Source organism: Pedobacter sp. (assembly GCF_040513095.1).
Lineage (GTDB): Bacteria > Bacteroidota > Bacteroidia > Sphingobacteriales > Sphingobacteriaceae > Pedobacter.
This window is the reverse complement of the sequence record NZ_JBEVDX010000066.1, coordinates 25,999-45,566: the sequence shown is the minus strand read 5'-3', so window position 1 is coordinate 45,566 and position 19,568 is coordinate 25,999. Positions and strand designations below refer to the sequence as shown.

Annotated in this window: 18 protein-coding genes; 15 read left to right on the top strand and 3 right to left on the bottom strand. The window is 43.3% G+C overall.

Annotation, left to right across the window (positions count from 1 at the left end):
• From ABWY16_RS08845 to cysM, 9 genes are all read left to right on the top strand, one after another.
• A partial coding sequence (locus ABWY16_RS08845) for a glycoside hydrolase family 88 protein (protein WP_353904283.1) occupies positions 1 to 872 on the top strand: 872 nt, incomplete at its 5' end.
• Between the two features lies 1 nt (position 873).
• On the top strand, positions 874 to 1,182 hold the full coding sequence (rhaM, locus tag ABWY16_RS08840) for an L-rhamnose mutarotase (protein ID WP_353904282.1): 309 nt from the start codon (positions 874 to 876) through the stop codon (positions 1,180 to 1,182).
• A 49-nt stretch (positions 1,183 to 1,231) separates the two neighbouring features.
• Positions 1,232 to 4,012, top strand: a complete 2,781-nt coding sequence (locus ABWY16_RS08835; RefSeq protein WP_353904281.1) for a glycosyl hydrolase — start codon at positions 1,232 to 1,234, stop codon at positions 4,010 to 4,012.
• 100 nt (positions 4,013 to 4,112) lie between these two features.
• The gene (locus ABWY16_RS08830) at positions 4,113 to 5,144 is read left to right on the top strand and encodes a GntR family transcriptional regulator (protein WP_353904280.1); all 1,032 of its coding nucleotides are present in this window, start codon (positions 4,113 to 4,115) and stop codon (positions 5,142 to 5,144) included.
• Positions 5,145 to 5,173: 29 nt separating this feature from the next.
• A complete protein-coding gene (locus ABWY16_RS08825) occupies positions 5,174 to 7,081 on the top strand; it encodes an AAA domain-containing protein (RefSeq protein ID WP_353904279.1) in 1,908 nt (635 codons plus the stop codon).
• 67 nt (positions 7,082 to 7,148) lie between these two features.
• Positions 7,149 to 7,787, top strand: coding sequence for an enhanced serine sensitivity protein SseB C-terminal domain-containing protein (locus tag ABWY16_RS08820; protein ID WP_353904278.1), 639 nt, complete (start codon positions 7,149 to 7,151; stop codon positions 7,785 to 7,787).
• 115 nt (positions 7,788 to 7,902) lie between these two features.
• Positions 7,903 to 8,742: a mechanosensitive ion channel family protein gene (locus tag ABWY16_RS08815; RefSeq protein WP_353904277.1), complete on the top strand. Its 840-nt coding sequence runs from the start codon at positions 7,903 to 7,905 to the stop codon at positions 8,740 to 8,742.
• Entirely contained in the window at positions 8,739 to 9,551 is an 813-nt protein-coding gene (epsC, locus tag ABWY16_RS08810) for a serine O-acetyltransferase EpsC (RefSeq protein ID WP_353904276.1), read from the top strand. Before ABWY16_RS08815 ends, epsC begins: the two co-directional genes overlap by 4 nt.
• Before the next feature lies 1 nt (position 9,552).
• On the top strand, positions 9,553 to 10,428 hold the full coding sequence (gene cysM / locus ABWY16_RS08805; RefSeq protein ID WP_353904275.1) for a cysteine synthase CysM: 876 nt from the start codon (positions 9,553 to 9,555) through the stop codon (positions 10,426 to 10,428).
• Positions 10,429 to 10,475: 47 nt separating this feature from the next.
• On the opposite strand, the gene ABWY16_RS08800 is transcribed toward cysM, so the two are convergent.
• Positions 10,476 to 12,767 carry an NADP-dependent malic enzyme gene (locus tag ABWY16_RS08800; RefSeq protein WP_353904274.1) on the bottom strand — a complete coding sequence of 764 codons (2,292 nt, stop codon included), beginning with the start codon at positions 12,765 to 12,767 and terminating at the stop codon, positions 10,476 to 10,478.
• Positions 12,768 to 12,974: 207 nt separating this feature from the next.
• On the opposite strand from ABWY16_RS08800, the gene ABWY16_RS08795 reads away from it, so the two are divergent.
• The 5 genes from ABWY16_RS08795 to ABWY16_RS08775 all read left to right on the top strand — a co-directional run bounded on the left by ABWY16_RS08795 (position 12,975) and on the right by ABWY16_RS08775 (position 17,910).
• Positions 12,975 to 13,991: a fatty acid desaturase family protein gene (locus ABWY16_RS08795; protein WP_353904273.1), complete on the top strand. Its 1,017-nt coding sequence runs from the start codon at positions 12,975 to 12,977 to the stop codon at positions 13,989 to 13,991.
• 6 nt (positions 13,992 to 13,997) lie between these two features.
• Entirely contained in the window at positions 13,998 to 14,459 is a 462-nt protein-coding gene (locus ABWY16_RS08790; RefSeq protein ID WP_353904272.1) for a DUF4268 domain-containing protein, read from the top strand.
• Between the two features lie 77 nt (positions 14,460 to 14,536).
• Positions 14,537 to 15,412 (top strand): PfkB family carbohydrate kinase, encoded by an 876-nt coding sequence (locus tag ABWY16_RS08785; RefSeq protein WP_353904271.1) that lies wholly within the window; start codon positions 14,537 to 14,539, stop codon positions 15,410 to 15,412.
• 412 nt (positions 15,413 to 15,824) lie between these two features.
• Positions 15,825 to 17,138 carry a DUF3887 domain-containing protein gene (locus tag ABWY16_RS08780; protein WP_353904270.1) on the top strand — a complete coding sequence of 438 codons (1,314 nt, stop codon included), beginning with the start codon at positions 15,825 to 15,827 and terminating at the stop codon, positions 17,136 to 17,138.
• Positions 17,139 to 17,244: 106 nt separating this feature from the next.
• On the top strand, positions 17,245 to 17,910 hold the full coding sequence (locus ABWY16_RS08775) for an HAD family hydrolase (protein ID WP_353904269.1): 666 nt from the start codon (positions 17,245 to 17,247) through the stop codon (positions 17,908 to 17,910).
• 128 nt (positions 17,911 to 18,038) lie between these two features.
• On the opposite strand, the gene ABWY16_RS08770 is transcribed toward ABWY16_RS08775, so the two are convergent.
• Positions 18,039 to 18,299 (bottom strand): hypothetical protein, encoded by a 261-nt coding sequence (locus tag ABWY16_RS08770; RefSeq protein ID WP_353904268.1) that lies wholly within the window; start codon positions 18,297 to 18,299, stop codon positions 18,039 to 18,041.
• A 109-nt stretch (positions 18,300 to 18,408) separates the two neighbouring features.
• Between ABWY16_RS08770 and ABWY16_RS08765 the strand changes: the two genes are divergently transcribed.
• Positions 18,409 to 18,924, top strand: a complete 516-nt coding sequence (locus tag ABWY16_RS08765) for a DUF892 family protein (RefSeq protein ID WP_353904267.1) — start codon at positions 18,409 to 18,411, stop codon at positions 18,922 to 18,924.
• Here the strand turns inward: ABWY16_RS08765 and ABWY16_RS08760 are convergent, their stop codons facing one another.
• Positions 18,925 to 19,278 carry a hypothetical protein gene (locus ABWY16_RS08760; RefSeq protein WP_353904266.1) on the bottom strand — a complete coding sequence of 118 codons (354 nt, stop codon included), beginning with the start codon at positions 19,276 to 19,278 and terminating at the stop codon, positions 18,925 to 18,927.
• Positions 19,279 to 19,568: the final 290 nt, after the last annotated feature.

Genomic DNA, 19,568 nt, shown 5'->3' with positions numbered 1-19,568 from the left:
ACTATGCGGCCGACTGGGGCGAGAAACATAAATGGGGACTGCGTGGGGGAGTAAGCACGCGTAATGGTGATAACCAGGCTTGCGGACAAACCTATATCGATCTGTACAATCTTGATAAACAGCCTGAGCGTATTAAAGATATCAAAGAATCAATGGATCTGATGATGAAATCTGGTAAGATTGACGACTGGACATGGATCGATGCCCTGCAAATGGGAATGCCTGTATTCGCTAAACTCGGCACTTTATATAATGATAACGCCTACTATGAGTACATGTATCAAATGTATATGCATACCAAAACTGCCGAAGGTGGTGGTTTGTACAATGCCAAAGATAAATTATGGTGGCGCGATAAATCTTTCGTACCGCCGTACAAAGAACCAAACGGTGAAGACTGCTACTGGTCCCGCGGGAATGGCTGGGTAATCGCAGCCCTGGTAAGGGTTCTGGATATCATGCCTGAAAATGCCCCTCACCGTGATGAATACTTAAAGACATACAAAGAGATGTTGACTGCATTGCTCCCTGTTCAACGTCCTGATGGATTCTGGAATGCAAGTTTACATGACGCGAACAACTATGGCGGAAAGGAAACTTCCGGAACTGCATTATTCGTGTATGGAATGGCATGGGGCATAAATAATGGCTTTATTGATGCCAAAGTATATAAACCGGTATTGGTAAAAGCCTGGAACGCCATGATCAAAGATGCGGTGAGCAAAGATGGTTCATTGGGTTATGTTCAGGGAACAGGTAAAGAACCAAAGGACGGTCAGCCTGTAACTTTTACGAGCAGACCGGATTTCGAAGATTACGGACTGGGCTGTTTCCTGCTGGCAGGATCTGAAGTTTATAAACTGAAGAAATAAGATGAAAGCAGCTTTCAAAATGAAACTCAGGCCGGGATTTGCGGCAGAATATAAGAAACGGCATGATGAAATCTGGCCGGAAATAGCGGCCCTGCTGAGGGAGAACGGGATCAGTGATTATACGATCTTTCTGGATGAAGAAACGAATACGCTTTTTGCCGTGCAGCAGGTAAGCGGGCAAGGCTCACAGGCACTGGGAGAAAAAGAGATCGTTCAGAAATGGTGGGCTTATATGGCAGACATTATGGAAACAAATCCCGATCATTCGCCTGTTTCGGTGACTTTGAAGGAAGTTTTCCATATGGATTGATAAGAGTAGAATTGATCATCTTAACAGGTGACTATGTTAATCATATATAATGAAGAAATCCCTTTTGATTTTGTCCCTGGTAGCTGGAATGTTCAGTGCAGAAGGGCAAGTAGTAAAACATGCAAACATTCCCTGGCCTCAGGTTAAACAGCAAATGCGCCCATGGACACGCTGGTGGTGGATGGGGAATGCCGTAGATGAAAAAAACCTTGCTACAGCGCTTTCTGCTTACGCAGCAGCCGGGATAGGTGGGGTAGAGATTACTCCGATTTACGGGACAAAAGGTTTTGAAGACCGGTATATCGACTTTCTATCCCCGAAATGGATGGGTATGCTTGATTTCACCGTAAAGAGAGCCGCTGCCCTGGGCATGGGTGTGGACATGAATACAGGTACCGGCTGGCCATTCGGTGGTCCGCAGGTAACCTCTGAATTTGCGGCAGCTAAACTTGTAGTACAGCGTTATGCTATTCCTAAAGGGGAGACACTGAAAGAAGCGATAGTTATTAAGGATGAAAAACAACAGAAAGCCGGTGCTGTGTTACAGGCAGTAACCGCATATGGATCAGACGGTAAGGTTTATAACCTCTTCGATAAAGTGGATGCAAATGGACAATTGAAATGGACTGCAGCGACGTCCGATGCAGAGATTTATGCTTTATTTTCCGGTAGAACGCTGCAGCAGGTAAAAAGAGCAGCGCCCTCAGGAGCCGGGTATACGCTGGACCACCTGGACAAACCTTCAGTTGATGCTTATCTGAAGAGATTTGATCAGGCTTTTGCCGGGCATTCCCCCGGAGTAAGGTCTTTTTTTAATGATAGCTATGAGGTTTATGGAGCCAACTGGACCCCTACATTTCTTACAGAATTTAAGCGGCTGAAGGGATATGACCTGAGCAGCCATATAAAAGAGCTGACCGGGAAGGATTCTACCAGCATGGAAATCGGGAGGTTAAAATCAGACTACAGGGAAACAATGAGCCAGCTCTTGCTGGAAAACTTTACGCAAAACTGGACAAACTGGGCGCACCGGTATAAAAGCATGACTAAAAACCAGTCGCACGGTTCGCCGGGAAACCTGCTTGATCTCTATGCAACGGTAGATATTCCTGAAACGGAGACCTTTGGTTCCAGCCATTTTGATATTCCGGGTGTAAGGCGCGACAAAGCAGATATCCGCAATGTAGACCCTGATCCGATGATGAGCAAATTTGCGAGCTCTGCAGCGCATACTACGGGTAAAACACTTGTGTCTTCAGAAACCTTTACCTGGTTGACAGAACACTTTAAAACCTCGTTTTCACAGGCCAAACCCGAAGCTGAACAGCTGTTCCTGTCGGGCATAAATCATATATTTTACCATGGAACTACCTATTCGCCCGCGGATATACCCTTTCCGGGATGGCTGTTTTATGCTTCCACGAATATGGTACCCTCAAATAGTCTCTGGCAGCATCTGAAAGGAATGGACGATTATTTCAGCCGCTGCCAATCGCTCCTGCAAGCAGGTAAGCCGGATAATGAACTGCTGATTTACTGGCCTGTGTACGATGCATGGGCAAATCCTAAAGGAATGGATATGCCGATGAAGGTGCACGATGTGGATGAATGGTTGTATCCAACTGAATTTTACAAACAGAGCCTGAAACTGGCCAGCCTGGGCTATTCATTTGATTTTGCATCAGACAATATGCTTGCCCATGCAAAAGCCAGCAAAGGACAGTTACTTACATCGCCTTTGGCCAGTCCTTACCAGACACTGATCGTTCCGGCAGCTAAGTTCATGCCTTTGAAAACGCTAAAGGATATTTTTGCACTGGCAAATAGCGGTGCTACCATTATCTTTCAGCAACTACCTGAGGATGTGCCGGGTTTAAGCAACCTTGAGAGAAACAGGACTGAATTTAAGCGCCTCCTTACCGGGCTTGACCTGAAATCTTTGGGCAGTGGAGTAAAAGGTTCTGCCTATGGTTCCGGCCAGATCCTTGTGGCGCAGGATATTCAGAAAGCATTGTCATTCAAACTGATTGAAGGGGAAAAGCTGAGCCAAAGCGGTTTGAAATTTATCCGCCGGAAACTTAATTCCGGTAAATACTATTATTTGGTGAATCATTCTGCTAAAACCATAGACGAATGGATACCGCTGAATGCCAGAGGCACAGCAGTTACGCTGCTGGATCCGCAGAGCGGGGATTACGGACAGGCTCAAACACAAAGCAAAGAGGGGAAAACCTGGGTTAAAGTATATCTGCAACCTGGAGAAACGTTATTCCTGCAAACCGGCAGCCAGAAAGTGGGCAAAATGTGGACTTACCTTGATAAACCCGGAAAAGCTTTGGCTTTAAATGAAGACTGGGACCTGCATTTTACAACAGGCGGTCCTGTTTTGCCTGCAGATAAACATCTGGACAAACTCGTATCATGGACTGCCCTGAACGATTCCTTAACAGTAGCATTCTCCGGAACCGGAGCTTATACACATACTTTTACGATGCCACAGAAAATGCAGGGGGAGTATGTTCTGGATTTAGGTAAGGTTGATGAAAGTGCCCATGTATGGATCAATGGCAAAGATGCCGGGATCATCTGGAGTATTCCCTTTCAGGCAAGAATTGGAAAGTACCTTCATCCGGGTAAAAATACTATCAAAATAGAGGTAGCGAACCTGATGGCGAACCGCATCAGGTACATGGATCAAAAACATATAAGCTGGAGAAACTACCATGAGATCAATTTCGTTAACATTAACTATAAGACTTTTGACGCGTCAGGATGGGAACCAATGCCTTCAGGACTAATAGGCCCCGTTCAAATTTTTGGATATAACTAGGCGAATTAGTTGCTTTACGCAAACGTTTGCGTACTTTGTACAAAGTTTAGGTAAACTGTTTTAGCTAAACTTTGTACTTTGATCCGGCAATTTTAGTTTTATGAAGCTCAATGATTTTTTTACGTATATCCATGTTGACGAATACTCTGCAATACCAAAATACTTACAACTAACAAAATCTGTTTTAGCGGCCATTGAAGAAGGCAAACTAAAAAAGAACGATACGCTTCCTTCCATTAATGAGGTAAGCTATGAACTGGAGATCTCGCGCGATACTGCAGAAAAAGGATACAAACACCTTAAAAACCTGGGTATCCTGGGTTCTATTCCGGGCAAGGGATATTATATTCTGAATGAAGATTACAATCAGCGGTTAAAGATCTGCCTGATGTTTAACAAGCTGAGTAACCACAAAAAAATCATCTATGATGCCTTTGTAGATGCTATTGGTGAAAATGTAGCCATTGATTTTTACATCTATAACAACGACTTTTCTTTGTTCAAGGAACTGCTGACAGCTAAAAATGAGCAGTATTCGCATTATGTGATCATTCCCCATTTTATTGAAGCAAGTGTGGATGAATATGAAATCTTAAATACCATTCCCAAAAGCAAGCTGATCCTGATGGATAAAATGATCCCCGGTATAGAAGGGGAATTTGGCTCTGCCTATGAAAATTTTGAGAAAGATATCTTTCAGGCGCTGGAAAAGGCACTTGAACCGCTAAAAAAATACCATACCATCAAACTCATTTTTCCTGAGCAGAGTTATTTTCCTGAAGAAATTAAGAAAGGTTTCTCCAAATTCTGTGAACAGTATGGATTTGTACAAAAGGTAGTGAACGATGTGCTCAATGAGCCGATCAGCGAAGGCGAGGTTTTTATCAACCTGATGGAAAATGACCTGGTTACTTTGATCGAAAGGATAAAAATGCTGAATTTTAAGATCGGCACACAGGTAGGCCTGATCTCTTACAATGAAACCCCATGGAAAAAGATCATTCTCAACGGGATAACTACCATATCTACAGATTTTCAGCAAATGGGGCGTATTGCAGCTGATCTGATCCTGAGAAATTCGAAGGAACAGGTAGAAGTACCGTTTTATTTAACGCTGCGCGACTCGCTCTGATCTTGTCTTAAACTGCTACCTTTGCAGAAATGGAATATTTCAAAAAGCTTCTTGATCTGTTAAAAACGGAGAAAGAAGAAGACCAGAACGCATACCTGAAACTTACTGAATCCGCAACTGTAGCAGAACGCAGGGCAAATGGTTTAACCTGGTATCCGGTTGCGATCCGGGGCTCTGAAATGAGCAGGGGCGACTATCTTACCGTAGAACTGGAACGTACCTCGCATCAGGATATCAATCATCAGCTCCGCTTTGGTGCAGCTGCCGTTTTATTCTCTAACCATGATTCCAAAACCGACCGTCTTGAAGGTGTAATCTCACACTCTAGTGGCAACAAATTAAAAATAACCCTGCGTACAGATGAGCTGCCCGACTGGTCGCGCGACGGAAAACTGGGTGTAGATGTACTTTTTGATAACAACAGTTATGATGAAATGCAGAACGCCCTCAAAACTGCTGCCGCCCGTCTGGAGCAAAAAGAAGAGGGCCGCCTGGTCAGAATTTTAACCGGCGCATCTTCAGCATCTTTTAATGCTGAGACTTTTACCTATGTGATGCCCGGGCTGAATACGATGCAGCAGCAGGCCGTTGATCAGATCATGTCTGCCAGTGACCTTGCAATTGTTCATGGCCCGCCGGGTACCGGCAAAACAACAACCCTGGTACAGGCCATTAAAGCTTTGATCAAAAGGGATCAGCAGCAGATTCTGGTGGTTGCACCAAGTAATACGGCGGTTGACCTGCTCAGTGAGAAACTTGCTGACGAGGGACTGAACGTGTTACGTGTAGGAAATCCCGCAAGGGTTTCTGAGCGCCTGATGTCGCTCACGCTGGACAGTAAAATGGCCGGTCATCACAGTATGAAGGAGCTGAAGAACCTGAAGAAGCAGGCAAATGAGTACAAAAAGATGGCCCATAAGTACAAGCGTAATTTTGGTAAAGCCGAGCAGGAACAGCGTAAAGCCCTGTTTAATGAAGCTTACAAAATCATGAAGGAAGTGGGCAATACCGAACAATATATCATTGATGATCTGGTAAACAAGGCGCAGGTAATTACTGCAACGCTGGTAGGATCTAATCATTATACAGTGCGGGGCCGTGAATTCCATACTGTAGTGATTGATGAAGCGGGACAGGCATTGGAACCTGCCTGCTGGATACCTCTGCTCAAAGCAAAAAAGGTGGTCTTTGCCGGAGATCACTGCCAGTTATCGCCCACCATAAAATCCACTGTGGCAGCAAGAAACGGCCTGAGCACAACATTACTTGAAAAATGTGTGTCTGCTCATCCGGAGGCTGTAACCCTGCTGGAGGAGCAATACAGGATGAATGAAAAAATCATGGGATACCCCTCAAAGGTTTTTTATGAAGACAAACTGATCGCGCATCCGTCAGTGGCAGAGCGTGTGTTGTTCGCCGGGGATTCGCCACTGGCTTTTATTGATACGGCAGGCTGTGGTTTTGATGAAAAAAACGAAGGTACCAGCAGTACAAATCCCGAAGAGGCGGCCTTCTTGCTGAAACACCTTACACAGCTTGTGCAGCAGCTTGCAGCCCATTATCAGTCAGATGGTTTTCCCAGCATTGCTGTAATTTCGCCCTACAAACAACAGGTTTATATCCTGAAGGATTTACTGCTGAATGCTCCTGACCTGCAGGTTTACGCAGACAAAATCACGGTGAATACTATTGACAGTTTCCAGGGCCAGGAGCGTGACATCGTCTATATCAGTCTGACAAGAAGTAATTCCGAAGGTACAATTGGTTTCCTTTCTGATACCAGGAGAATGAATGTGGCTATGACCCGGGCCAAAAAGAAACTCGTAGTGATAGGCGACAGTGCAACACTTTCCAGATCGCAATTCTATTCGGATTTTATCACCTATGCAGAACAAAGTAATGCCTGGAGCAGCGCATGGGAGTATATTGAAGTCTAACGATAAATTTACTGGTATGCGGTAAAAAGCTTTCCCTTGTTTTGCAGAATTGCCTATATTAGTATTGATGATTTCGAATAAGAGTTTTATAGATAATCTTGTCAGGGTGCTGGCTGCAAATCCTGCAATCGAAAAAGCATACTTCGGTTTGCTTTACAATGATCAGCTGGACAAGGACGACCTTTTTCTTGGTGTAGAGCATGAAGGCGGGGCAGAGGTAATACAAAACATGACAGAAATTGTAAGGCAGACCTTTCTTCCCAACCGGGAGATCTATTTTGCCTCTACCGGAGTGCAGCCTGATTTGTTTGAATTTATAGAAAGTACCAACTTTCCGTTTTATATCAAAAACCGGTCGCTGCCACTCAACATGGCAATTATGAACCAGTGGTTTGACCCTGAGGCCTACAGAACTAATTTTATGTACCAGGTAAGGACTGCAAAAGTGACTTCGCTTTTCAAAGATTTCGATCCCATGAGCAATGTTCTCAATGTTCAGACCTTTGTACGGGACGGCAAAGAGTTTATTCCTTTGTTTTCGGAAAGAGAAATGATCTTTAAAAGCGGCATGACACAAGTGCCTTCTGATCTGACGCCGCTGGAGTTTGACCTGGCCAGGATAGATGAAGCCGGAGACAGAAAGAAGTCGCAGCATTTCTATGTGCTCAACCCCGGTACATCATTTGAGGTCGAATTTAACGCATAAGTGCAAGGCTATTCCTTGACAAAGTGATTACATCCATTCTTTTGAACAAAAAAATAGATCTGTATCTTTAAAAAATCTTAACAGGCCATTTAAAGGGCCATTTTGAATGATAAAGATGAATAAATTCCAACCCTACGCAGATAAATTTACTGTTCAGATTTTAGACCGTCTACCAAACTTCCTTCTGTCTGTATTTTTGCTCCTGGCAGGTATCTGGATCATCAAACGTTTTGTGAGGTTCCTCCGCCGCCACTTTCACAGGAACAGTATAGATATTTCGCTGAGCGAATTTCTGATCAGTATTATCAACGTAGTTTTATATATAGTGCTGATTATCTCCTGCGCATCCATGATTGGGATTCAAACCAGTTCTTTTGTGGCCGTTCTTGGTGCTGCGGGTCTGGCTGTAGGCCTGGCCCTTCAGGGAAGCCTGTCAAACTTTGCCGGTGGTGTACTGATCCTTTTATTTAAGCCTTTCAGGGTGGGCCACAATATCAGCTCCAGTAACAATGTATCCGGACTGGTGCTGAAAATCGATATTTTATATACAACCTTAAAGGCAGGTAACGGCACAACCATTTACGCGCCAAACGGACCATTGGCAAATGCAGTGATCAATAATGTGTCTGATAATGAAACAAGACAGGCAGAGTATAAGTTAAATGTTGCCTATGATACAAATATTGACCACGCCCGTAAAGCTATTTTAGCTATATTGGAGAATGATGAACTGGTATTGAAAGATCCCAAACCAGCCGTACTGGTGGGCTCCCTGGGGGAGACCGGTATTGTACTGATCGTCAGGGCCTGGATTGACAACAGCAACTTCTGGGCAGTGTATTATTCCAATTATCAGAAACTTATTGAGGTACTTGACAGCAGTAACATTAAATTACCCAATACATCACCTCAAATTACTCTGGTTAACCAGCCAGCACTTACAGCACAAAAATGAACGAAGAATTTTACCGCCATATCTTTACCAAACAAAACCAGCTTGAGCAGATTCCTTCCAACAAAGTGATAGCCGACTGGGCGGTGAACCTTTTGAATTTAGTTTACCCTGAGCGCCAGACATGTCCTGAGTTCAGCCTGTTGGAGATTGAGGAAATGTTCAGTGCATCACAGCAGGAGCTGCTGAATATTCTCAATACGACCAAAGCATGCAAGGACTGCAGCAACGAACAGGTTGCAGCTATTTTCTACAAAGAACTTCCGGAATTGTACAGGAAGATGAATACGGATATCACTGCAACATTAAATGGTGATCCTGCAGCACAAAGTGAATTTGAGATTATCAGAAGTTATCCGGGATTTTTAGCTGTATCATTTTACAGGCTGGCCCATCACCTGCTGAAGCTGGGTATTCCCCTGATTCCAAGGATCCTGACTGAATATGCACACTCAGTAACTGGTATAGACATCCATCCCGGGGCGGTAATCGGAGAATTCCTGTTTATTGATCATGGAACTGGCATTGTCATTGGTGAAACAACAGTGATCGGGGATCACGTAAAATTATACCAGGGAGTTACTCTGGGAGCACTGAGTGTAGATAAGTTTATGGCCAATACAAAAAGACATCCGACGATAGGCGATCATGTGATCATTTACTCTGGCGCAACAATTCTGGGCGGCGATACCTTCATCGGGGAAAACAGTGTGATTGGCGGTAACGTATGGCTTACAAAAAGTGTTCTGCCAGATTCAACAGTCTATCACCAGTCGGCCATGAAAGTAATAGAAACTAAAAACAAGAATTAAAATGGGAAACATCATAGACTGCATCGGCAATACCCCATTGGTGGAGATACAGAAGTTAAATCCAAATCCTGAGGTAAAGATTTTCGCAAAGCTGGAAGGAAACAACCCCGGCGGCAGCGTTAAGGACAGGGCTGCATTGAATATGATCCGCAGTGCAATGGAGCGTGGTGAAATCGAGAAAGGATCAAAACTCATCGAAGCTACCAGTGGCAATACAGGAATTGCCCTCGCCATGATTGCTGGTATATACGGACTGGATATTGAACTGGTGATGCCTTCAAATTCTACCAGGGAACGTACCCTGACGATGGAAGCCTATGGAGCAAAAGTAACCCTGCTGGAATCCATCGAAGTCTGCAGGGATTATGCTGAAGACAAAGGAGCACAGCCAGGCTATTTCCTGCTGGACCAGTTTGCCAACAAAGACAACTACCTGGCACACTATAAAACTACAGGCCCCGAAATCTGGAGGGATACCGAACACCGTATTACACATTTTGTAAGCTCTATGGGAACCACCGGAAGCATCATGGGGAATTCCATGTACCTGAAAGAACAGAATCCTGATATTCAGATCGTGGGTTGCCAACCGACTGAAGAATCCTCAATTCCGGGCATAAGGAGATGGCCTGTTGCCTATCTGCCTAAGATATTTGATGCAAAAAGAGTGGACAGAACAATGGATGTTTCCCAGCAGGAGGCCTCGCACTATGCCAGGGAAATGGCCCGGTCCGAAGGGATCTTCGCCGGTATGAGCAGCGGGGGAGCACTGGCATGTTCACTGAAACTTGCCTCTGAGCTATCTTCTGGTCTCATCGTATTTATCGCCTGTGACAGGGGAGACAGGTACCTGAGCAGCGACTTGTTTATCGGATAACATATAATAAAAAGATCCCTGCTGCAGGGATCTTTTTATTATATGTATTACTTCTTGTTCGCAGTAGCAGCGCTGTATAACTGCGCATCAACCACAGCAATGGTAACCATATTCACAATCTCGCGAACCGAGCTGTCCATCTGCAAGACATGCACAGGTTTATCCAGACCAATCAGGATAGGCCCAACCGCTTCTACATTTCCTAACTCCTGCAGAAGTTTATAAGCAATATTACCAGATTCCAGATTTGGGAAGATCAGCGTATTTGCCGGACTGCCCTTCAGTGAAGAAAAGGGGTAGTTTCCCTGTAGCAAATCGGAGTTCATGGCAAAGTTCGCCTGCATCTCGCCATCCACAATCATGTTCGGATATTTTGCTTTCAGCATTGCAGTTGCAATCCTGGTTTTTTCAGGGATAGTCCCGTTATTGGAGCCAAAGTTAGAGTACGATAAAAGCGCAACTCTTGGTGTAACGTTAAAACCTTTAACAGTTTCATGGATCATTGCAGTAATATCGACCATATCCTGTGCTGTAGGATCAGGGTTTACGGTAGTATCACCTAAAAATACAGGGCCTTTTTTGGTCAGCATTAAATACATACCTGCAATTTTCTTTACGCCCGGCTTGGTACCGATCACTTGCAGTGCAGGTTTTAAAGTAGACTTGTAGTTTTTGGTCAGACCAGAAATCAGGGCATCTGCAGAACCAAATTCGATCATGCTTGCTCCGTAGTAGTTGCGGTCGCGCACCAGCTTTCTCGCCTCGTATAACGTGATACCACGTCTCTGGCGGCGCTGGTAAAGATGTTCTGCAAATTTTTCGGAATCATCTGTTCCCTGCCATGGGTCGATAATCTCAATATCGCCCAGTTCAATACCATGTTCAATGATAATCTGCTGGATACGTGTCACACTTCCCAGCAGGATAGGAGTAGCGATACCTTCGTCCTTAACAATCTGGGCGGCTTTTAAAATCTTATAATTATCAGCTTCGGCAAATACAATGCGTTTGGGTGCTGATTTTGCTTTATTGGCAAGGTTTCTCAGGATCTTATCATCAGCACCTAATCTTACGCGCAGTTCTTCCTCATAGGCAGGCCAGTCGGTAATCGTTTTGCGCGCTACACCAGAGTCGATCGCTGCTTTTGCAACAGCAGAAGAAACAATGCTGATCAGTCTGGAGTCAATTGGTTTTGGAATGATATAATCTTTACCGAATTTCAGGTTTTTGGCTTTGTAGGCCAGGTTCACTATTTCGGGTACTGGTAATTTCGTGAGATCGGCAATTGCCTTAACCGCTGCAATCTTCATTTCCTCATTAATAGAAGTAGCACGTACGTCAAGTGCACCGCGGAAGATGTAAGGGAAACCCAGCACGTTATTCACCTGGTTGGGGAAGTCAGAGCGGCCCGTAGCCATAATGATATCCTTACGGCAATTGATTGCAATATCGTAGGCGATTTCAGGATCAGGATTGGCAAGTGCAAAAACAATAGGGTTTTTGGCCATAGACTGCACCATTTCTGCTGAAACTACGTTTGCTGCAGATAAACCGAGGAAAACATCAGCGCCTTTCATAGCCTGTGCGAGCGTTGTCACGTCCTTTCTCGGGGTGGCAAAATCCATGCGGATAGGATCAAGGTCAGTACGGTCAGTATTTACAATACCGTCTTTATCAAAGACCAGCATGTTTTCTTTTTTGACCCCTAATTTCAGATATAATTTGATGCAGGAAACAGCAGCAGCACCCGCGCCGCTAACGACCAGCTTTATTTTTTCAAGTTTTTTGTTCTGCAGTTCGCAGGCGTTCATCAAAGCAGCACTGGTAATGATGGCTGTTCCATGCTGATCATCATGCATTACAGGAATATTCATTTCCTCTTTCAGGCGCCTTTCGATTTCAAAACACATCGGGGCAGCAATATCTTCAAGGTTTACTCCGCCGAATGTTGGCTCCAGTGCTTTCACAACCGTGATGAATTCATCCACACTTGCGGCATTAACTTCAAGGTCAAACACATCGATATCAGCAAATATTTTGAAGAGAAGGCCTTTACCTTCCATGACAGGCTTGCTGGCTGCAGGGCCGATATTTCCTAAACCAAGAACCGCAGTACCATTACTAATTACAGCCACAAGATTTCCCTTAGCAGTGTATTTATATACATCTTCGGGATTTCTGAAGATTTCCATACAGGGTTCTGCAACTCCAGGCGAATAGGCAAGGGCTAAATCTCTTTGTGAATTGGTAGGTTTGGAAGGCACGACCTCGATTTTACCTGGCCTGCCATTCGAGTGATAATCTAATGCGTCCCGCTTGCGGTTTGTTGTGTTACTCATCTTGTATATGGATTCGTGATTTTTGCCCGGAGACCTCTGTCTGAGCAAATTCAAATAAAAGGTCGAAAGTAGGCATATGTTTAAAATAATACTAACATTAAAACCCGATTTTCCGAAATAACATTATATGTATGCAGATTTAATCCAAATTCTAGTAGAAATACGAAAAATACACCGTACTTTACACACTTAAATAATTGCATTTTTATGACATTCCTAAATGTGGTGTTAGATCCTCCTGCCTATGGTTGGTCAGACACAAATGGTAATCTCTCTAAACCCACTCCAAAACAGATCTTTACAGAGTTTTTTAGCAGACTCAATATCTTCAAAAGCAGGAAAAACTGGCTGCCCTTCTACAGCTGGTCTAAGGTCCTTATATCAGTTCCTTTTTTGATGCTTTTCATCTTCCAGTACTTCAGCTGGGGCTTGCTCGCTGTAGCGTTTGTTTACAGTATGATCATTATGGGTACACACGGAACCATCTGGCACCACCGTTACTGTACACATAATTCGTATACGTTCAGAAATAAGTTCTGGCGTTTTTTTACGCAGAATCTTACCATTTCTATGATTCCTGAGGAGATCTATGTGGTATCTCACCACGTGCATCACGAAAAATCTGACATGCCGGGTGATCCGTACAATGCTTCGGGAGGTTTCCTTTACTGTTTCCTTGCCGATGTCAATCATCAGCCAATAGCAAAAGATTTGACTGAGGCTGATTATCAGCGTGCAGTGAAACTGATGGTAAATACGGGTATTACGCCAAATACGTATACCCAGTATTTAAAATGGGGTTCTATTGCCAATCCATACAGAACGATGTTGTCCTGGGTGCTGAACTGGGGCTTCTGGGGAATAGTATTTTTCCTTACAGGAGGTTTCGGATTGGTTTGTGCTGTATTTGGTGCGGCCGGAGTTTGGGCTGTAGGCGTAAGGACTTTTAATTATGAAGGACACGGAAAAGGAAAAGATATGCGCAGGGATAACTATGACTTCAGCCGCGAAGATATGTCCATCAACCAGTTATGGCCTGGATATGTAGCAGGAGAGTGGCATAACAACCACCATTTATATCCTGTAAGTGCAAGAACAGGTTTCCTTCCTCATCAGTTTGACCTGGCCTGGTGTTATATTCGTTTAATGTATGCTTTAGGCCCGGTAAAGAGTTTCAAAGATTCGAAAGTTGAATTTCTGGAAAAGCACTACAACAAAAAATAAGCTGCTATGTATTCTAAGGAACAGGCTTCTAAACTAAAGGAGGCATTCTGGACGAAGTTTGGACAATATATCGCTCCTCATCCATCCGCTGAAGGGTTAAAAATTAACTGGATAAACTACAAGACCGGAATCAGGCACCTGCATTTTAAAATGCAGGCTGATCACCGTTCGGCCTCCATTGCGATAGAACTTTCACATCCGGACCATGGCATTCAGGAACTGATCTTCGAACAGTTTAAATCGTTTGCCAAAATCCTTTCCTCGTATCTGAATGAAGAGTGGGACTGGCAGCTGCACAGCACAGATGAAAATTATAGAACTGTGACCAGGATCGTTAAAACCCTGGAAGGGGTCAGTATTTTTAAGGAAAGCGACTGGCCGGAGATGATCTCCTTCTTTAAGCCCCGGATAATTGCACTTGATGAATTCTGGACTGATGCCAGTCAGAGTTTCGACCTCTTCAGATAAAACTTGTGATAAAGCAGCTATTATCTACCTTTGCAATTCGGCAGCACCTTCAGCTGCTCAATTATAACCAAGGATAGATGTACGATATTTGCTGCATAGGACATATTACATTAGACAGAATAGTGACGAGCACAGCTGAAAAACATATGGCTGGCGGTACTTCATTTTACTTTTCAAACGCACTTCGCCAGATGGACATAGATTATGGTCTGGTTACTCTTATTGCGGATAGTGAAATGCCTTTTGTAACCGAATTACGTAACAACGGTACGGAAGTTATTGTATTCCCGAGTGCCAGAACAGTGTATTTCGAAAATATTTATTCTGCAAACCTTGATCACCGTACACAGCGTGTATTACAGGAATCTGATCCATTTACCATTGAACAGCTGCGTGATATTGATGCTGAGATATTTCACTTGGGTCCTTTACTGGCCAATGATATCCCTGTTGAACTGATCATGGATCTTTCAAAGCGCGGTAAAGTTTCCCTGGACGTGCAGGGATATTTACGTGAAGTAAGCGGGCAGCGTGTTTGCGCGGTTGACTGGACGGAGAAAAGGGAAGCCCTTCAATATGTACATACTGTAAAAGCAGATGATGCTGAACTGGAAGTCCTCACTGGTATCAAAGGAATTGAAGAAGGAGCACGGGAACTTGCAAGCTGGGGCGTTAAGGAAGTTGTGGTTACGCTTGCCAGCCTGGGATCGATCATTTATGCTGATGGCATCTTTTATGATATTCCTGCCTACCAGCCTGCCGTAGAAACTGATGCTACAGGTTGCGGAGATACCTATATAGCCGGCTATCTTTATCAGCGTGTTAAAGGAACAGGCATTCAGGAAGCCGGAGAGTTCGGAGCGGCAATGGCGAGCTTAAAGATAGAATCTTCCGGTCCTTTTGATGGAACTGAAGCGGATGTGAAAAAAAAATTATTGGTGAATAAAGAATAAAATACCGCGATTGTGCTTCATTTAGGCGTGTTTTTCTATTTTTTGATTGCTTTAATTCGTCATGGAAATGTTTTTTTGAAAAAAAATCTATAGTGTAGTTTGTACACTATTAAATAGTTTGTATATTTGTATCAACAACAAAGAGATAAACACTTTCAATCTGTTGCTAAAACATTTTAGTAACATTGAAATTTAAGAGAAAACCCGTTCATACAGGTTTATATTTGGTTAGAATAGGGATGAGTCTGGATGGATCAACCCTTTCTTTTTTTATACCAATCCCATTGTTCTCTTTTCCACACTAATCTTCCTTATTTCTTCCTGTATTTTTAATAATCCCGTTACAACAATTTTATCTGATTGAATTAATACTAACTTTGGTTATACGCTATAAAATTTAGCTGTAATCAATATGAAGAAAACTACGATACTACTATTTTTGCTGTTCGTTTCTACAGCATCATTCTCACAGGGAATGTTAAATCTGTTCGGCCGTGCCAATGACTTTTTTGACCTGATGAGTCAGCAGAAATTTGCAGAAGCCGATTCTCTTTTTGATACCAACCTAAGAACTAAAGTACCTGCAGCAGAGTTGCAGAAACTTTGGACTGAACTGAACAGCCGGTATGGTAAGTTTGAGTCTGCAGCGGCGGTACAGGGAAAGGCCCAGGGCGAATACTTTACTGTAATCGTTGATGCTAAATTTGCAAATGATACCCAGTCGTTTATCATGGGCTTCGATAAATCTGAAAAAGTAGCCGGCTTCTTCCTGAGACCACGATCCACAGCAGCAGCATATCTGAACCCTGCATATGCAGATACAACCCTATACAGTTCCAGGGAGATTTATGTCAAAACTCCGGGACATAACCTGGTTGGTTTACTGACCACGCCCAAGAATGTTGCGAATTACCCTCTTGTAGTGCTTGTACATGGTTCAGGTCCAAGTGATATGGACGAAACAGTAGGGCCGAACAAGCCTTTCAAAGACCTTGCTGCTGGTTTAGCTGCAAAGGGAATAGCCAGCATCCGTTATGTCAAAAGAACGATGATTTACTCAGCTGAGTTTGGCGGCGCTTTTACAGTAAAGGAAGAAACTATTGATGACGCCCTGGCCGCAATTGCCCTTGCCGGTACGCTTCCGGGAGTGGATAAGAAAGAGATTTACCTGTTTGGACATAGCCTGGGCGGTATGCTTGCCCCGAAAATCGCTACCCTGGCCCCTTCATTGAAAGGGCTGATTCTTGCAGAAGCACCTGCCAGAAAATTTACTGATCTGCTGGAGGAGCAAAATAAGTACATGTATGCAATGTCTAAGGACACAACGCAGGCCGGAAGAAAACAGCTGGCAGATGTTCTGAAAGAACTTGACAGAACCAGGATAACCCAGGCAGGAACAATGAAACCGGATTCAAGCCTTCTGGGACTACCTGTATCCTACTGGGTAGACCTGAATAATTACAATCAGGTTGAAACAGCCAGAAAAATAAATAAACGCATCCTGATCTTTCAGGGAGAAAACGACTTCCAGGTTTCTCAGGCGGATTTCGATAGCTGGAACGCTGCTTTGGGCAAAAAAAGTAATGTGACCATGAAATCATATCCGGATCTGAATCACCTTTTGAGCTCACAGCTCGAAAAAGGTTCTGTTGCACAATACCAGCAGCCCGCAAGTGTATCTGAAACATTAATTAATGATATTGTTGCCTGGATTAAACAGAAGTAACAGGCTCAGCTGGTCAGGATTGCTAAAGTTGCCCGCCTGAATCAGCATGGTGTAAAAATCACACGACAAATGAGGGGCAACCCTCATTTTTTTTTACTTTGCAGCGATGACAAAATTTAAAGCACTACTCTTCGATCTTGACGGTACCCTTGTAGATTCAGAACACTTTCATTTCAACACCTGGAACGAGCTCCTGGCAGAATCCAGCATTCAGCTGGAATACTCAGACTTTCTAAAGAATTATGCTGGTATACCCTTACCGGGAAATGCGGCGAGATTAAAGGAGCTTTATGAGATTGAATCGCCACTTGAACTACTTATCTCCAGAAAGGAAGAACTAACGGTAGAGCGCCTGAAAACAAGTGTGATTGATCTGATGCCTCATGTACAGGAAACACTGGACTTTTTCAAAAGTAAGGGGCTGACTATGGCGCTGGTTACTGCAAGTAAAAGACCGGATGTAGATGAAATGTTTAAAAAGAACGGACTGGATAAGTATTTCAGCCTGATGATCACCAGAAGTGATGTGACGAACAGTAAACCAGATCCTGAATCTTACAACCTCGCTGTAGAAAGACTGGGATTGCAGAAAGCAGAGTGCCTGGTGTTTGAAGATACCTTAAATGGCCTGCGTGCTGCTAAAGCAGCCGGTTTAACGTGTTTTGCTATACAGGCCAATACTGATGACCACCTGAAATTATCTGCTGCAGATAAAATATTCCTGGACTTCCAGATTGTAAAAGAGTTTTTAATAACAAACGAACTGATCTGAACGGATCTCCGGCCCGGCAGGAGCTGATTCCGTCAGGAGGGCAAAAAGAAACGGGGATAAGCTTTGACACCTATCCCCGTCATCTAAATTAACGCTCTCCATATAAAGACGCTGATTTGATCAGTTTATTATTCTTCCTGCTTATTATTTTTTAAGTTTTCCAGATAAACTGTAAGTATACTTTTCAGATACAGTTCCGGTTTAGGCATATTGATCACTGTACCAGGCTCTTTGTCCTGCGACTGTTTGATGTAGTTTGCCTTGATTTTTCCCCAGTCCTTAGAATACAGTTCGATAAAGGTCTCTACAAACTGTTTATCGGTATAATCTTTTGGAAGCTTACTGAGCACAACTGCTATCTTCTCTTCTTTTTTATGCAATACTGCCATAATGATTCTTTAATGCTGTAAAGTTACACTAATTTGTTTACCTAAACTTTTATCGGGGCCGATTGTTTATACCACATAGTTTATTGAATTGTTCATTAAGTTCATAATTATGGCGGGTTATCTGAAAGAGGGGGGATTATTCAAATTCTTCGCGGAATGTTTACAGGATTTGTATAATGCAGAGAAGAAATTTGTGAAGTGTGCAGCCGCTTTGTCAATTGCAGCATATACTGAGGAGCTTCAGAATGCGCTGGTGTCTCAGTCTCAGGTATCGGAAACCCATGTAGTCAGGCTGGAACAGGTATTTAAACTGATTGATATCCATCCGGGTGAGGGGAAATGCAAAATTGTAGAGCTCTTAAGTGATAAATCTGCAGATATAGTAAAGACAGTAGAAACAGGAACCGCATTGCGGGATGCAGAAATAATTTATGCGGTACAGCTGATTGCCCATTATAAAATTGCCTGTTATGGAAGCCTGATCTCCCTGCTTGAAGAAATTGAAGAAGACAGTGCAGAGGTACTGCTGGAAAGATGCCTGGCAGAAGAAAAACATGCAGATACCTACCTTACCAGGCTTGCCATTACTGTGATCAATCCCGCGGCTAAAAGGGAATCAGCATAATTAATTTCCCTTTTGCTGTTGCATGCACTGATGATACAGCTCTAACATATGAAAATATTTTTCTTTCCAGTAATCCTTTTCCTCAGCCAGCTCCTCATAGCTGGGTTGCACTGAGCTGGGTTTTTTCTGGTCGGTAATCATTTCAGGAAAGTCTTCTGCAAAATCATGATTGAGAATTTTGCCATATTTTAAGAGGATGCCAAATGACAGATTGGGTTGTTTAATGTGGTTGTAAAAAGTTGACCTGTCAAACCCGGCAGCCTGTGTCAATACTTTAATCTTGATCCCCTTTTTGCGGACCAGCCCGTTCAGAAATTCACCCTTGTGTATCTTAAAATCCTTGTTTTTCACCATAAACAAGGTAAATGTTTAATTTTTGAAAATATTCTACATTAATTTTTATTAATCTACATAAATGTTGATATTTGTGTATAATGTGTAATATTATGTAGATTATTATAATTTAAAACTCTACAGTATTTAAGGAAACTAACCAAATATATGATGCAATAAGATAATGATCCAATCAAAAATTTATATTGTAGCTTCTTCATATTGAGTGATTAAGCTTGACGAACCTCGTAACAGAAATCTGGTAAATTTCAATACCCTACGAGATAAGTCAGGCAGCTGGATCCTATACA